At 38.4% G+C, this 17,060-nt stretch carries 10 protein-coding genes; 3 read left to right on the top strand and 7 right to left on the bottom strand.

The features are described 5' to 3' along the window. Nucleotides 1-179: 179 nt before the first annotated feature. The 7 genes from ABJL82_RS00395 to ABJL82_RS00365 form a co-directional block, all read right to left on the bottom strand. Nucleotides 180-752, bottom strand: coding sequence for a CvpA family protein (locus tag ABJL82_RS00395; RefSeq protein ID WP_347272707.1), 573 nt, complete (start codon nt 750-752; stop codon nt 180-182). Beyond that, entirely contained in the window at nt 749-1,864 is a 1,116-nt protein-coding gene (locus ABJL82_RS00390) for a hypothetical protein (RefSeq protein ID WP_347272706.1), read from the bottom strand. The genes ABJL82_RS00395 and ABJL82_RS00390 overlap by 4 nt, the downstream gene beginning before the upstream one ends. Nucleotides 1,865-2,039: 175 nt before the next feature. Beyond that, nucleotides 2,040-3,266, bottom strand: coding sequence for a 2,3-bisphosphoglycerate-independent phosphoglycerate mutase (locus ABJL82_RS00385; protein ID WP_347272705.1), 1,227 nt, complete (start codon nt 3,264-3,266; stop codon nt 2,040-2,042). 230 nt (nt 3,267-3,496) lie between these two features. Beyond that, entirely contained in the window at nt 3,497-4,066 is a 570-nt protein-coding gene (locus ABJL82_RS00380) for a Fe-S-containing hydro-lyase (RefSeq protein WP_347272704.1), read from the bottom strand. Between the two features lie 2 nt (nt 4,067-4,068). Continuing rightward, nucleotides 4,069-4,929, bottom strand: a complete 861-nt coding sequence (locus ABJL82_RS00375) for a fumarate hydratase (protein ID WP_347272703.1) — start codon at nt 4,927-4,929, stop codon at nt 4,069-4,071. Then, entirely contained in the window at nt 4,907-5,920 is a 1,014-nt protein-coding gene (locus tag ABJL82_RS00370) for a GNAT family N-acetyltransferase (RefSeq protein WP_347272702.1), read from the bottom strand. The genes ABJL82_RS00375 and ABJL82_RS00370 overlap by 23 nt, the downstream gene beginning before the upstream one ends. A 438-nt stretch (nt 5,921-6,358) precedes the next feature. Next, nucleotides 6,359-12,376 carry a tetratricopeptide repeat protein gene (locus ABJL82_RS00365; protein WP_347272701.1) on the bottom strand — a complete coding sequence of 2,006 codons (6,018 nt, stop codon included), beginning with the start codon at nt 12,374-12,376 and terminating at the stop codon, nt 6,359-6,361. A gap of 1,203 nt (nt 12,377-13,579) precedes the next feature. Between ABJL82_RS00365 and ABJL82_RS00360 the strand changes: the two genes are divergently transcribed. The 3 genes from ABJL82_RS00360 to ABJL82_RS00350 all read left to right on the top strand — a co-directional run bounded on the left by ABJL82_RS00360 (nt 13,580) and on the right by ABJL82_RS00350 (nt 17,040). Continuing rightward, nucleotides 13,580-14,956, top strand: a complete 1,377-nt coding sequence (locus ABJL82_RS00360; RefSeq protein WP_347272699.1) for a glycosyltransferase — start codon at nt 13,580-13,582, stop codon at nt 14,954-14,956. Nucleotides 14,957-15,112: 156 nt separating this feature from the next. After that, nucleotides 15,113-15,304, top strand: coding sequence for a hypothetical protein (locus tag ABJL82_RS00355; protein ID WP_347272698.1), 192 nt, complete (start codon nt 15,113-15,115; stop codon nt 15,302-15,304). After that, the gene (locus ABJL82_RS00350; protein ID WP_347272697.1) at nt 15,301-17,040 is read left to right on the top strand and encodes a tetratricopeptide repeat protein; all 1,740 of its coding nucleotides are present in this window, start codon (nt 15,301-15,303) and stop codon (nt 17,038-17,040) included. The genes ABJL82_RS00355 and ABJL82_RS00350 overlap by 4 nt, the downstream gene beginning before the upstream one ends. Nucleotides 17,041-17,060 lie beyond the last annotated feature (20 nt).

Here is a 17,060-nt window from a genome sequence, read left to right as displayed (position 1 = left end):
CAGTCTACAGTCTACAGTCTACAGTCTGCAAATTGAGGAACTGATAAATATGAAATATTACAGACGAAACCACAGATTGCACAGATTAAAAAAATCGGCAGACGGCAGATTGCCGACTTCTGACTTCTGACTGCCGATTACACCGTATTAATAATACAAGGGGGTTGTTTCGCCTAAACTTATTTAGAACTCAAGGGCGGTTCTTCTTTCTTCTTAACCGCTTCTTTTCCCTTTTGAGTCTTTAGTGCATCAATCTTTTCTGAGTAAGAGCGTACTTTATTTGCTACGCTTTCAGGAATAATTGCAACTAATCGGTGCATGCCTTTCCCTATTGGTGCTGCTATTTTTGAGGTATTTACCGTATCACGCGTTGATTCACTGCAGAATAATAGCACACCAAAGATAATTACTCCGCAAAAGAGAACCCCTTTAAAAACCCCCAAAAAACCACCGAAAAACCTCGACCCAGCAGATATGCCGCCTTTATTGATAACGATTTTTAACAGATTTGTAATAAAGCACGTTACGGCTAAGACTACACCGAAAATGGTAAAATAACTCAATAAATCCGTAATAGATTGGGATAAAATGCCTTTCAGGATATTGCTAATTACTCCGTGGAAGAAAAAAGCGGCAAAAAAAGAGATGAGCAGGCATACTATTCTGAGAAATTGCATTACAGGGCCGTTGACAAATCCAAATAGTATTGCAAAAAACAAAACAACAAAAATCGAATAATCAATCCATATCATTTATGGTCGTCCTCCTCTTGCCTGCTTGCCTTTCTTTCCTTATTAATACGTAAGAAATCATTTGCGATACCCTTAACAAGCTGTTCCACGTTTTCCTGAGAAAGTTTTATTGAAATCTTCGGGTCGTTTATGTAGCCTCGTATCTCCAATGGAATGGCATTTTGCCTGAAAGCAGTTCCTGTAATCTTTTCTATGTCCTTGTTTACGAATCTTTCATTCACCGTGACATTTGCTTTATAAAATAGTTTTCCTCCGAATCCTATCATACCTGACGCCTCCATCTTTAATAGCTGACTATCAACGATTGCTTTTGGGGTATACATTGTTTCCTCCTCAATCAGCACTTCTGTTTCTAACAAATCAAATGAATAGAGGTCATTTATGGTAATAATATCTGACAAAGCGGAAAAAAGCACATTGCTTTTAATATAGCCGTTCCGGATGCTGAGGGTAAAGTTGCCTTTAATATCTTTGTTCAGTGTATTTCTGCCAAAACCTTTTCCTATCAAATACCCTTCAATGTTCAGAATGCCGCCTGCCTCGCTTCCATCATTTTTAAATAAAGGCAAATCACGTAACACAGGCATTTCTTGTGTTATGTAAACATCCTGCGCTTTGATTGTTATATTAAATTCCGGTATATCCCTGTTGAGTTCTATAACGCCGTGAAGATATGTTTTACCGCCATTTGCTTTAAATTGGACATGAGTAGTTATCACGTCGTCTTTAAGAGAAAGTGTATCGGTAAACAAGTCTTCAATCAATAAACTATTTTCGTAGTTTATTTGTTTAACCTCAATTTTTTCAAAAATAACCTGGTTCCATAAGAGGGGAAACAGCTTTAACGTACCCTGTATGTCATCAAGCTGCGTTGTAGTTTTCTGGTCACTGTTTTGCTTTTGCAGAATAATATGGGAAATACGTATTTGGTTAGGCCAGTGATACGATACAGTGCCTGTTTGAGCGGAGGAGGGAAGTTTGCCTTCCAGCAAGAGAATTGCTTTTTGCGTGATGCTTTTTTCAAATAGAAGCGTAGGAAATACGAAAATGGAAATAGCAACAACAAGAGCAGTTAAACAGCATAAAATTACCAACCATTTTATCCATAACACTTTTTTTTTCTGCATTTGCATATTTGTGTGAGAAATTGGTCATTAGTCATTAGTCATTGGTCATTCGTAAGGGATGCCCCTACTTGCTACAAATTTTTTAAATCTGTGTAATCGTTCGACTGAGCTCACGACGAAGTCTGTGAAATCTGTGGTTCCTCTTTTGTACTTCGTAAAATTATGCACCTGTTAAAGGGAGTTTTCCTAAAAGATTAAGTATCTGAGGCATTATGTCCATTCCGGTAATAATCCCCAGGCCTCCACGTGTACAATCCCGCTCATTAAACGCAGCGACCCTGTCTACCCTAACACCGGTTCCGCGAAAAATAATGGGGATTGGGTCACCCGAATGGCTTTTCAATGCACACGGGGTTGAATGGTCTCCTGTTATTATTAATAATGTATTTTCTGGCGTCTCATGAAAAAGCCGTGCCGCGTGGTCAATCTTTTCAATAAACTCTTTTTTGCCCCTGAAATTTCCATCTTCTCCGAAAGAATCTGTGGCTTTTACATGCACAAAAACAAAATCGTAATGCTTCAGGTTGCTGATTGCCGACCTGAATTTGGCTTCAATATCGGTGTCCGGCAGGCCTGTTGCGCCGGGGACGTCAATAACGTCCATTCCCAGGTAGGCGGCAACTCCCTTATACAATCCTCCTCCAGCTATACAACACCCTGAGAAAGCATAACGTTCTTTAAAGCAGGGAACCTCTTTATATTGTCCTGCGCCGCGCACCAACAGATAGTTCGCCAACAATTCTCCTTTTTTTTGCCTTTCTTCGTTTAAAGGGTGTTTTTGGAGAATTTCCCATGCCTTTTTCAAAAAAGCATTCAATATTCGTGCGGTATGTTTTGCTTCAATAGACTTATCCAAAGGGGTGACTTCCCTTACCGGGACGTCCGGTTTGTGCGGATCGGCATCAATAATGGCGCTAGATAGGCCTTTTCCTCTCATCACCACCGCTGCGCGGTGGCCGGTTCCGGGTCTAACGAGAAATGTAACGCCATCGATTTCTATACCATCCAGCGCCTGTGCTAGCGGTTCTACCCCCCGGATTCTGCCTGCCCTGCGATCTTTAATAATAAAATTTTCATCTACCGTGCCGAAATTTCCACGCAGGGCAACATCGCCTTCCTGTAATTTCATTCCAACGCCGGTCACCTCTATTGTTCCGCGTCCCGAATAATATTCTCTATAATCATAGCCAAGAATGTTGAGATGCGATGTATCGCTGCCAGGTACGCAACCACGGCCCAAGCTGTACATCATTCCACATTCAGACTCGTAAGCCAATTTGTCCATGTTTGGCGTTTTTGCCGCTTCCAGTGGAGTTAAATTGCCAAGATCTTTTATCGGACGGTCTCCCAGTCCATCGCAGATGACTAAAATAACTTTTTCCAACATTTTCCTGATACTCCTTTAATGTATAGATTTTCAAACCAAGGTGAAGAAGGCAACCCCCATAAGCGCCAATTTAAAATTACAGATTAATTTAACCATGTAACAAATATCGGGCAAGAAATTTATATTTAAGGGACATTGGAGAAATCCTAAGATTCCCCCACTTCGCTCAATCGGCAATTTGCCGTCTGCCGACTGTAGACTGTGGATTGCCGATAGCTTCTGTCGTTGACTTACTGGGAAATATCTATTTTGGAATAGGCCAAAACCCCTTCTTTGTACAAATCGTTTCCATAAATATCATTTGCAACAATTGCAGGAAAATTTTCAACCTCTAACTTCCTGATTGCTTCCGCTCCTAAATCTTCATATGCAACTACTTCCATTCTTTTTACCGATTGCGCCAGCAATGCGGCAGCCCCTCCTGTAGCGACAAAATAAACAGCCTTATATTTTTTCATGGCTTCCAGCACCTCTTCCGACCGGTTCCCTTTGCCGATAGTTGCCTTTAGCCCCAGAGACAATAATAGTGGTGTATATTTGTCCATACGGTAGCTTGTGGTGGGACCGCACGACCCGATTGGCGTACCCGGCAGAGCAGGACTCGGCCCTGTGTAATAAATGATCTGGTTTTTTATATCAAATGGCAGTTCCTTGCCCTGATCGATGAGGTTTACAAGCCTTTTGTGAGCGGCGTCTCTTGCAGTGTAGAGTATTCCGCTGATCCGGACCTTATCCCCCGCCTTTAATTGTTCGATAACGGCGTCTAACAAGGGGGTCTTTATAGGTATACTGTTTGTCATAATCATTTACTCCCCAGTATTGCAGTTTTTACCCGATGAGAGTGGCAGTCTATATTGACTGCCACAGGAAGACTTGCAATGTGACAAGGGTGGCTCTCCACGTGTACTGCCAGGGCAGTTATCCTGCCGCCCAATCCCTGAGCGCCGATTCCCAGATGATTTATTTTATCCAGAAGTTCTTTCTCCAATTGCGCCGTTTCAGGATTTTTATTTTCCGAACCTACCGGACGTAACAGGGCTTTTTTCGCTAAAAGGGCCGCATAATCAAATGTCCCGCCTATTCCCACTCCAACAATAATCGGAGGACATGGATTCGCCTTTGCTTTCTCCACAGTTTCCACGACAAAATGAACAACTCCCTCCCGTCCCTCCGCAGGTGTGAGCATGGCAATCCTACTCATATTTTCGCATCCGCCCCCCTTTGCCATAAAAGTAATCTTCAGATGATTACCGGGGGCAAACTCTGTATGAATAATAGCGGGGGTGTTATCATTCGTATTCACCCGTGTGAGGGGGTCTGCTACGATAGATTTTCTCAAAAACCCTTCATTATACCCTTTACGAACCCCGGCATTAATCGCATCGTGGAGTCGTCCGCCGGCAATTTCTACATTTTCTCCAACCTCTAAGAAGACAATTGCAACGCCGGTATCCTGGCATAAGGGCATTTTATTTTTATGCGCAATCCTCGAGTTTTCCAATAATTCGGAAAGTATTTCTTTTGCGACAGGGGATGCTTCTTTTTCGCGGGCAAGCTCCAGGGCATTGACCACGTCACTTCCCAAATTGGAATTTGCATCCTGGCAAAGCCGGGAAATTGTCTCTGAAATTTCTGCTGCGTTAATCCTGATAGGTGTACCCATAACGAATCGCCCTTATATTTTCATCAAAAAATTGCGACGGAAAGACGGTGTTAAAGTTTATCGTCTCAATATTAATTCCGATTTTTTGTAATAACTTGCCCAATGCGATCATATTAACAAAAACAGGGCTGCTAAAGCATTCTGTAGCAATTTTTCCAAAAGGGATTCTGTCGCTTTCCGGACAGTACAAATCACACTTTTCACCGTCTGTTCCGCATGCGGAGGATTCAATAAGAACATATTTTGCCTTAACCGTAGTATCGAGTACGCTTGAAAGCTGAAGCGCGATATCTGCTTCTTCAAAAAAAGGGACTTCGATAGGTTCGTCGGAATAGATAATCTCTGCTTTGATATTGCCGCCGCGGACGGTTGCGTCATAAACAAGATTAAGGGCAACTTCTTTTTCTAATTTAGCGAGGATACTTGCCAGGATATGAGCCATAAGTTTAATGCCCTGTCCAGCCTCACCTGCCAATATGATTTTTTTTGTACGGTGTTCCCCGGGAACGGGTGTAATTTTTTTTACCATAAGGAGAACATCAACCCCAAAAATGCTTTTGTCGATGCAAGTAGTTTCCTTAAATCCGTATTTTTGGAATAGGCAGTGAGCTGTTTTCAGAAAAGGGTAGGTGAAGAATTTCGCCTTGTAACAATCTTGGTTAGCGAAAATACTCAATGTCTCCTCCAATAATTTATTTCCGTACCCTTTTCTTCGGTATGCCGTCTCGACACCCAGCCAGAAAATATTTCCCACTTTTTGTGATATCCATGCGAATACGAATCCAATGAGATTGCCATTTTCTTTGGCGACGAGATAAACGCAATTTTTATTATTGATGCGTTTTTTTAATTTTTCCGCAGTATAAAGATTCCGGAAGTGGAGATGATCTACCTCCGTATTTTCAGAATATAGTTCTTCTACTATCCGGTAATAAAGGTCTACTACCGTCTCTATCGCATTTTCGTTGAGTTTTTCTATGATGAAAGTCATGGAGGTATGTTTTTAATTCCAGAAAATCGTATTGTCTGAATTCTAAGTATTACCAATATAAAAGTCAATCATCAGTTATCTTATTGCAGGGCCGCATCAAACTCTTGTTTAACGAATTATAGTATAAAGAATTATAGGTAATCTAAAAAATGGCTTATTTATGTAGATATCAAAACACTTCAAGACGACTTTGACGTGGTCGTGATGTTATTGGCAGGGCGCAGGAATGTGAAAATATCAGTTCAACAGCTTTGGTTGGTTGAGGTAAAATTGGACGTGATATTTGGGTAATTGTTCTCTATGCCATTATATTTTAACACTTCCTATGTTAACATAGCTCCCAAAAGAGGTAGGGGATTCACCTCTTTTGCAACCAAATGTCATGGATGTTTCACTTTATTGTTAATGGTGCTCCATGTATTAAAATATATTCGGTTGTTAAACTGGTTTTCTTAAACAAGCAATACCAAATGTATATAATCCTCGTACTGACCGCTCACCTGGATTTGAAATATCAACGTTCTTGTAGTTGGCAGCTCCCATCCTTTTTAATCCTGCTTTTTCCAAGGGACTTATAATTCTATTCAGAAAAGTATCTTCAGTATAGACACGAGAATCCGTATGTGAACCTTGCGGGCGATCTCTTACAATGGTGCGGTTTGCGTTAGGATATTCGATATAAGTTTCAAAAAAATCCGTTGATATTACCATGATACCTCCGCGTTTTAGATATCTGGCTAAATTTAATACAGCTTTTGTATCATCTGGGATATGTTCTATAACGCTAAGGTTAGAAATAAAATCAAACTTTTCTTCTAATTGCGGATGAAATTTTTGCAAGTCACCGGTTACAGAAGTTACATTAAACTTATGTCCGGTTTCGGTGCGATATTCAGCATCGGTCAAGTCAAATGTTGTTACAGCATAATCTTTGGAGGCCAAATAATAAGGGAATATTGATTTTGCACTGCCAACGTCCAGTACCTTTCCGCGATGGCGAAGCCCTGAATAAAGGAGTACGTATGAATATTCAAACCATTTCAAAATATTATATTCCAACTGGTGTTGTTTGGCAAAAGAAGAAATATCTTTGACTAAATACTGGATTTCAGAACGGTAAAATTCCCGTTTATCATAAAGCTTGTTTAGTACCAATTTTTTTGCAGTAGGGTTTTTCTTACACCCTACTCTGGGGACGTCACACCAATTGCAGAAACCATAATGCCTGCAATCTTTACTATCTACAGAGACAGGCGTAAAATCTTTAATATTGCAAACCGGATCTATACCATAATACATTTTATAGTGACAGTGATAATAATTACCTTCAGGCCCGATTATAAGTGAACGAGAAGGGTGTTCACAAGAAACCTGCTGTTTTTCATATTGACCACACATGTCCCGGTAAGCATCGAAATTTGTCAGTCCGCACATAGTTGCTACTGCCTTGGGGTCGTAGTAATTTTCATTAGGTTCAAGATGTTCAACTGAAAATGGGGATTGAAACTGATTTTCAGGATCATAGAAGCCCAGGTAAGGAGCAGCTTTTATTGGAATTTCTTTACTGACTTTATCGATAGCTTCCCGGTAACGATCAATATCAGGGCGGTAGACATAAGAAGTCTGATCAACAAAGTATCCTGTTTTGCGATACAAATTTATTACCCTTATATATTCTTCAGCAGAGATGTGGTGGGGGTGAAAAGTAGTGTTTATTCTTAAAGTAGATGTTGGATGCGGATTGAATCTTTTATAGAAATTTGAGTTTTCATAGAACGGACCTTTACAATTTGTAGTTATTGTAAGAGAGTATCCCTCAAGATTATTAACAATTTCTACAATATCCTTATGTAATGTAGGTTCTCCACCGATTAAGGAAAGTCTTTGGCCTTGTTTATGTTCGATATTATTCCAAAAATTTAATATTTCTCTGGCGGATAATTCAATAGTTTTCTGACAATCTCCTCTTCCATTTAAAATGCAGAAAGGACAACCACCATTACACCTTAGGGTAATCATATGGGCCCAATAACAAATTGGATCATGATACAATTCCGGTAATTTTAATTTTCTAAAACCGGAAGAATATAATCCGGATAGTGTTTTATGCTTTTCCGCTTTAAGAAAAGATTCATTGTTTGTTTTGTTAAAATCAACTTTTGTTTTACCTCTCTCCCGAACCTTCTGTATATATTTTTGATAAACTTTGTTTAATCCGTTAATTGCATCGATATAATCAGGTTTAATTTCAATAGCTTTTTTAAAATAGGTTTCTGCTTCATCCGGTTTATCTATAGAGTAATGCAATACACCTAAATTATTAAAGATAGTTGCATCGCCAGGCGCTAAATGGGCAGCTTTTTTAAAATTAGCAATAGCATTTTCTGCATTGTTACAAGAGTGGTATAAGATTGCTAAATTATAATAGGCGCTCACTTGTTCAGGTGCAATTTCAATAGCTTGTTTATATGCTAAAATTGCCTTTTCTTTTTCATCATTTTTTGCCAGTTGCTCTGCCATTGCAATTATTTCATTATATTTTTTCATATATGTCTCTTTCTGTTCAGGAGCAATGCATGACAGAGAATGCTGGTAATACCAAATAGGCGCACCTGTGTAAGGAATATTTTTTACAAGTTGAAAACCGATACTTGCAAACTTTTTATTCCACCATCCGTGCGGCTTTATCAGTTTATGTGTTATATCTGTCCATGCCTCAGGATCGTCTATTTGAGGAACCTGTATTATGAGATTTGCAGACTGCAACCTGTTCAATTCTGACAAAAAGCTTGACAGCTCATCCTCCGTGCTATGCTCAAGAACGTTTAAGGCTAACACCGTGTCTATTTTAACATTAAAAGGAATTTCTTTGGCAACACCAACTTTCAAATACTTTTTATAAGGTGACATCAGTGTTTCTTCACGATTTATTATCCATTCTGAAGGATCGCAGCCATACGCCTCTATACCTCTATCTCTCATAACTTTTACGTAATACCCTGCCGCACATCCCACATCGATGACCTTGCAGTTCTCAAACATCTCAGGATGCTCGTCAATAATCTTATTCATACGCGCGGTAATCCTCAAACCCATTCCACCCCGTTCTCCCCACCAATAGCCCATGTAGCAGCTACTTCCCCCCTCATAATACCATCGTTGGTCAAAACCATAATTCTTTTCCCGGAGATACTTCTTTTCTATTTCTTTTTTAAGGCTAGGCCATAAACTAAGTTGGGTCATGTCATTATTTGCACCACAAACATCCACCCTGTAGGTCAGCGGGATTGCCTGATGAACAGGAGTAATTGTAAATATTGCTATTAATGGACGATGAAATGCACCGGCAATATGCATTACTACCGAATCAATCGCAATAACCATATCCGCTCTTTTTATTAACGCTTTTGAAAATTCCATATTATCTTCTGACACTAGAATAGATCTACTGGTACTCCGTCGCCCGAATTCAAAAACGGTATAACCTCGGTATTGATCAATTATTCGTTCAACATCCTCAACTACCAGCGTTTTAGGCTGGTTTCCTGCTTTTGCATGAAGAACCAGTATGGGTTTACTGTAATCCTTTACAAATGCCTCTACCTGTTTTTCGGCTTCTTTTGTAACTGCTAGTTCTGTTTGTAAATCCTCCAGATTATCAAATTGAACGCCCACCTCATCAGCAAAGCGAAAATTTTTATGTAGTTTATATCCTTCTTGACGATTTGTAGGCAACACTACTACTTTAGAGAAGCCCCTTTCTCTGCAAATTGCCTGTGCTCTTTCCACTACAGCATCTACACCTGTTTTATAATCTGGAAAATCATTCCATGCGTCGGGAAGGCATGGAATGACTTCATCAACAAAATGCAGACCTGAAAGAAGCTGAACTAGCGTGTTACCAAATCGTTCCAATCCTGCCACTGCAATGTAGCTATCGGGGTATAGTTGTTTATATTTCCTCAATGCCGGAGTCAGCATGACGTTATCACCAAGTCCATGCCAGGATACAAAGAGCACACGCTCGGCGGTCTTTCTATTGGCCGCAGCTATCCCTCTTGGTAAACTTGTTTCAACCTTTTGTAAGACCTCACGACACACAGATTCCCAATTGTATTTTTGGCGGACATAATGCATACCATTTTTAGCAATTTTTTCCCGCACCTCGTGGTATTCTAAATAATAGAGAATAAGTTGTTGCGCTTCCTCTGCATTCCGGAACCAATCCAACTGTGTTTTCCGTTGAAAATGTCGCTCAAGGTCGGAACACCACTGTGATAATACAAACCCACCAGAAGCGGCAGTCAAAACTATACGATCTGAGAAGATATTGGAGTGTACCAGATTCAATACTATTTTCGACTGACATATCGCTCTTCGTAACTCATTATTATAAATCGGAGGTTTTGCTGCAAAATCTTCCGGCCAACCATTGCCAAAAATAGTTAAAGCATGGCCATTTCGAAGAAGCCGCAAATCGTTGATACGTTTATCAGTAGCATTGCCAACAAACAGAAGGTCATAAATTTTCGGAAGACCTTCGTGAAAGTAAATATCTGGGTCAAAGCCTTCTATGATCTGAAATGTATTGGAATTAAATTGCCGAAACCAATCACATACCTCTTTTGAGGTTGAACTGGCGAAATCTGCCCTTTTTACATATTCATTAGCGTATATATTCTGCGCCACCCATAGATTATCCATAAACCAATACCATGTTTTTCCGAATTGACTTGCATATTTAATTAATTCGGGGTGTAGCGAATTAACTTTGCAGAATATAATCAAATCATACTTCTTGCCTAGCAAAAATTGCTGGAAATCTTTCCACATAGCCTGAGGGCTACCTAATTCTTTTGACCTGGTTCTATAGTTGTATGCTTCTACATGCAACCCTAATTTTTCAAAACCTTTCTTCATAAAAACGTTGGTTGAACTGTCAATATCAAGTACGCCAACAATTAATACCTTTCTTTCGGCGAAGGGGTTCACGGTTGGGGTTAGTGCCGAAACCTTGTATTTTTGTTGCTGTAAAGGCCTTTTAATAATTGTTTGCAAAACATCATCTGCTATAATTTGCGACATACATTTCCAGTCCTTGCACTCATTCCACATCGGGGAATACTGGCAAGGTGAACATCGGAGATTTTTTGAAACAATAGTTACATCGGTTCCTAATGGTTTGTTTTTAGAAATACGTGTAGAACCAAAGAAAACAAAGGTGGGAATACCCAGCGCGGCAGCAATATGAGCAGGGCCGCTGTCATTTCCGATAAACATATCACATTTCTTTAAAAGCCACGCAGTTTCCTGGATATTATATTTATCTAAACAGTTAATAATCTGTGACGGCCATTGAGAAGGAATGAATCGGTTTAATTCTTCTTTGCCTCCGATAAGGACAACTGCATATCCAATATCTATAAGCTTTCTGGCAAGTTCTTTATAATATGGCCATCGCTTTCTTTCCCATGCGTTATTATTTAAAGTAGTGTCTGACAATACTGCAATTTTTTTATTTGCAGATAATTGGATATTAACTTCTTTAGTCATACAAAAAGGTTCCGGTGTGTTTCCTTCATATCCAAAATACTTAGCAATTTTAAGGTGGTGTTCAGCTTCATGCATATCAATATTATCCAATTCAATATTATATACTTCACTGCACTGAGATTTTATTTTTTCTCCGAATTTTTGTTTGTAATTTCCAGACCAGATGGAAAAAAAACCTACATCATATTGATCATCATCCGGTTCTGTAAGAACTTTTTCTATTAAATCCCACCCATCAACAATTTGCACAGAAGGTTGTTTTCCCAGCACAGTTATTCTACATTCTGGTAATTGATGTTTAATTGCTCTTAAGGCAGGCGTTAACATAACCATATTGCCAATGCCTTCATCCATAACGATTAATATTTTTTTATAATTGTCTTTAACACTTTCTGAATTTATTATTTTATAGCATTCCTCTAATTTTACTCTGGCTTTTGACAATGAAGGTTCTATCGTTAAGCACTTTTTAAATACGGCAATAGCATCATATATTTTCAATTGTTCAAAGTAAACAGCGCCAAGTCCATAAAGTGCATCTATATAGTCTGGTTCCAGACTAATTGATCTTTTAAAATGTGTCTTTGATTCTTCAAATAAACCTTTACAGTAATAAAGGAAACCCAAATTGTTGTAAATTGATGCATCGGTTGAATCTAAATCAGCAGCTTTTTCGAAGTTTGTGATAGAACAGTCAAAATTGCCTAATTGGTGGTAATAGAGTCCCAAGCTATAGTAAGCGTCCGGTTTTTTTGGTTCGATTTCAATTGCTTGATTACATGTAGCAATTGCTTTTTCAATATTACCTTCTTTAAGATAAAGGCTGGCTTGTTCTAAAAAAATATAATAATTGGGGTATTCATCTGACTGGCGTAAAACTTTCATAAGATATTGATTATTCAAAGTTTAAGATAAACATTTAAATGATATACATAAAAAGTCTTATCTCGTCTTTTTTCTAATACTTCCATTTTGGCAACGGCAGTTAAGTGAATACCCCAATTATGATATTTACTCATCTTAGGCTTGGAAAAAATAAAAAACTTATAACACTCTTGTAACACTTTAGTTTTTTGAAAAATTTCAATAATAACGATGTTTGCCGCATAGTGTGTAGGGGCAAAGCATTTGCCCGTTTGGATATAAATGCATTTATGATAATTTACGGCAAATGCTTCGCCCCTACTTAAATTTTATTACCGATTGAATAGTACGCTTCAGTCACCATTTTGAATAGTCTTAAATTTATAACATTAGATAGTTGTTTATTGCCGTGCTGTTTTACAAGGTTTTGCCGGTGCTAAGTCCATTTTTCGATAGTTAGCAAATATTATACCTATTGAGATGTTGTTTTTTTGTGTTATATTGTGGTTTAAAATTTGCTACATGCATTGATAAAGAATTTTGGTACAAAATAAAAACGCATTTAATCAGGAGTAATAGTTCAAGTATTGTAATTTTGACTAAAAAGTTTTGAAAATATTTAACGAGGAAAAAATAAATTGTTGTGACAATTGTTTAAAAATTAATCGTTTTGTACAATTTTACTACCTTCAGACGGAAATCCGAAAAAGTTTATATTGAAAAAAATGAATCATAAAAATATTAAAAATACACTTAAAAAAGATGTAAAAATAAAGCTTGCTGAAGTTATGAAATAGACGACAAAAGGACACGTAAGTAGAGTTATACAGAAGAAGAATTCGACAGTTTTGAAACACTAACCAGTAGATTTGCGAGAGTAAGCGATATCATCCTCCCAAAAGCGTTCCGAAGTATTGACGCAGTAGAATTCGAAAACAAGGGAACTCTTATCGATGCCATAAACAGGGCGCATAAAAGAGGGTTTTTCGAATCGATAGAAAAATTAAGAGAATTGAGAAATAGTATTGCGCATGAATATTTACAAGAGGGTCTGGCTGATACTTTTACCGATGTGTTGAGATTTACGCCTGAACTTTTCGATATTACAACACAAATAAAAACTTATTGTAAAAAGTTTGCAGCAAAAGATGGACAAGGCTGAAAATCATGGATGTGGTAATCAGAATATGTCATTAAAATTCTGTAAAACTTTACTCTGATTCCTTTAAAATAAAAAATCACATGAAGAACTTGCACAATCCAACAATCTCCGCCTGCCTTATCGTTAAAAACGAGGAAAGATTCCTGCCTAATTGCATCAACAGCGTTAAGAACGCTGTTGATGAAATAGTGGTTGTCGATACAGGTTCAACTGATAATACCGTAAATATCGCAAAAGAATTTGGCGCTAAGGTGTATTTTTATTCCTGGAATAATAACTATAGTGAGGCACGAAACTATGCAATACGCCATGCTACCAAAGAGTGGATTCTTATGATCGATGCGGATGAAGAGCTTGAGCAGAATGATATTCCTGTGTTGAAACAATCGATAAGCAACGATAATTATAATGGTGTTATTATTGCTATATACAGCAAAGTGAAAAGTGGGATGCACAAGTTTTATAACACACGGGTTTTTCGCCGGGAAAAGGCATTTTACAAAGGTATTATCCATGAACAAGTAATGATTGAGGGGAAAAGGCATCCATCGGAGATACATCTTTATCATTACGGGTATGACCTTGACGAAGATACGATGCGGGAGAAATGGCACAGAACAACTCAATTACTGGAAAAACAACTAGCGTTAAACGAAAATGATAGTTTTGCATGGCTGAATCTTATTCGAAATTATTGCACACAGCAATTGTTTCAGGATGGTATTAAGACGGGAAAAGAAGCGCTAAAGAGGATAAAACCCGAAACTAATCTGCAACATTTTATAATGATGCTGTATGAAATGGCAGATTGTTATCTCAATACCGGAAATACCGCAGAGGCAAAAAAGATGTGCCTCGCCGCTTTAGCAAAATTAAGGGAAATGAATATTGCTCCGGAAAATATTGATATTGTTTATACACTGGCTTGTGTGTATTTAAAAGAAGGAGATTGTAATAAAGCTATTGAATATTTTAAACATTTTTTGACATTGCGTGAGTGGTATTTGAAAAATATCAGCGATTGTCTTATGACTGATACCCTGGGATATGATTATTCCGCATATAACGGGCTGGGGTTTTGTTATGGCAGTCTGGGACAGTGGGAAAAAGCGGTTGGTTCTCTGAAAAAATCGATAGTCTCAAATCCTAAATATATTACCACCTATAAAAATTTAGCTTCATGCTATTCTGCAATGGGAAACAATACGGACGCTATTAATATTTTATTGCGGTCAATTTCCGAAAATATCGCAGATCAGGAGATTTTTATCCGGTTGGGAGATTTATTTCTGAAACAACAGGAGTACAAACAGGCGATATCATACTATGAAAAATATTTAAACTTGTGTCCTGAAGATAAAAATGCATTGTTAAAAATATCTGCATGTTATGAAAAATCAGGCTATAAAGACGCCGCTCAAATCGGATATAATGCATTGCAGGAGAGGAATAAATAATGCTTCTCTATTTGCACAGCAAAGACGCAACCAATAAGATTTTAACCACAAAGAAGCACACGAAGCACACGAAGGACTTAGCGCAGCCTTTGGCCGCAACCAAATTCGAAATACGAATATAGAAATACGAAACAGCCCTTCGGAGTGAGAGATAAAGTGAAAGTGAGATTTTCACTCTGGCTTTATCTTTCACTCCGAAGGACGCCTTCTTTGACCATGATTTCCCATAGTTCATGGCTAAAGGCCGCTATTGGCTTCTTTCCTTATTCTCAGACTGACGCCCCGATGGTAACTAATTACTCATTTTATAGTTTCCCGATGATTGTAAAGGCTGGAAATATTTTATGAACAAAGACCCTGAAAACAATAACCACAGGCCTACCATATCGGCATGTATGATTGTGAAGAATGAAGAAGGTTTTTTGCCCCAATGCCTTGAGAGCATAAAGGGGGCGGTTGACGAAATAATTATTGTCGATACTGGTTCTACTGATAAAACAGTGGACATCGCAAAATCGTTTGGCGCAAAAGTATATCATCATCCATGGCGCAACAATTTTAGCGAGGCGAGAAACCATTCTTTGGGTTATGCTACATGCGATTGGATTTTGCAAATAGACGCGGATGAAAAACTGGAGCGGGAAGATATTCCCTTATTGCATAAGATTATTTGCAACACCGCCTGCAATGCCTTTTATGTAGCTATCTACAGCGAGCTTCCCGGCGGATTGTCAAAACATTATTTCACAAGAATATTCCGCAAAGGGAAGGCTCATTACGAAGGAATAGTACACAATCAACTTGTGCATGAGGGCAATTCCTGTCCATCTGAAGTACGGATGTACCACTATGGATACAATCTGTCCGCAACGGAAATGGAAAAGAAATATAAACGTACAGGAGACCTTTTACGGAAACAACTGGAAGAGAATCCTGAAAATATTTTTGCGATAGCTAATCTTGTAAGAAATTATAGAAATGAGCGCAACTATGATGAAGTGATAAAACTGGCAGAGAATGGCCTGGGAATATCTGAACCGGCGCTCGACCTATCAACGAAAAATCAAAGGCAAAGGATCAGCATTGACCTTGCATTCGCGCTGGTGCGCAAGGATAGGCTGGACAGGGCGGAAGATGTGTGCAAAAAGGCATTGAGGGAAGATCCTGATTTTCTCGATAATTTGTTTATGTTAGGTGACATATTAAGCAGAAAAAAGGCATTTCACGAGGCATTGGATATTTACCGGAAATTTCTTGTTGTTAAAGAAAAAGACCGCAGATCTCCTGGTTTTAATTTACTTATTGTAGATACCTATGAGTACGAACATAAGGTGTATAACAACATGGGAGATTGCTACAGAAATCTGGGTTTACTGAACGAAGCGGAAAGAGCATATAAAAAAGCAATAGAGATTTTTGATAAAGAGACAATGTGTTATTCCAGCCTCGCCCGTTTTTATCTATCACAGAATCGTTTAGATGAAGCGGCAAACGTGCTTAGTTCCGCAATACAATTGGGAATTGCCGATCATTTGACATACTTATTGCTGGGTGAAATAAAAACAGTTCAAAACAAGACAATTGACGCCATAGATTCTTTTAAAATGGCAATTCAAAAGGATGAAAAAAATATAACGGCATATGCTTGCCTTATAAATGTATTAATTCACTCAAATCAATTGGGGGAGGCGGAAGGATTGTTAAAAAAAATATCCTCCTTTTATCCACATCATATAATAGTTAAATGTATTAATGAAAAAATTAATTTCCGGCGCGGCGATAAGAATAGCGCCATTCAGTTTGTGCGTCGTATAATCGCCTCTAATCCTTCGGATAATAACGTATATTTAGAACTTGGCAATCTCTGTTTAGAGATAAATGAGTATGCACTGGCTATTGAGGTATATGAGAGGTTTTTAAGAGGCTCTTCCGCACAGGATGCAAAAATATTAACGAATATTGCTTTGTGCTATGCCGGACTGGGACAAGTAAGACCGGCAATTGTCGGCCTGAAAGCGGCACTCGAAATAGACCCTTCCTGTCAATCTGCAAGAAAGAATCTCTCTATTTTGGAGAAAAGGTGAAGGGTGATATAAGATATATT

Source organism: Candidatus Kuenenia sp. (genome assembly GCF_039794105.1).
In the GTDB taxonomy this organism is placed as follows: Bacteria; Planctomycetota; Brocadiia; order Brocadiales; family Brocadiaceae; genus Kuenenia.
This window is presented reverse-complemented; position numbering and strand designations above follow the sequence as displayed.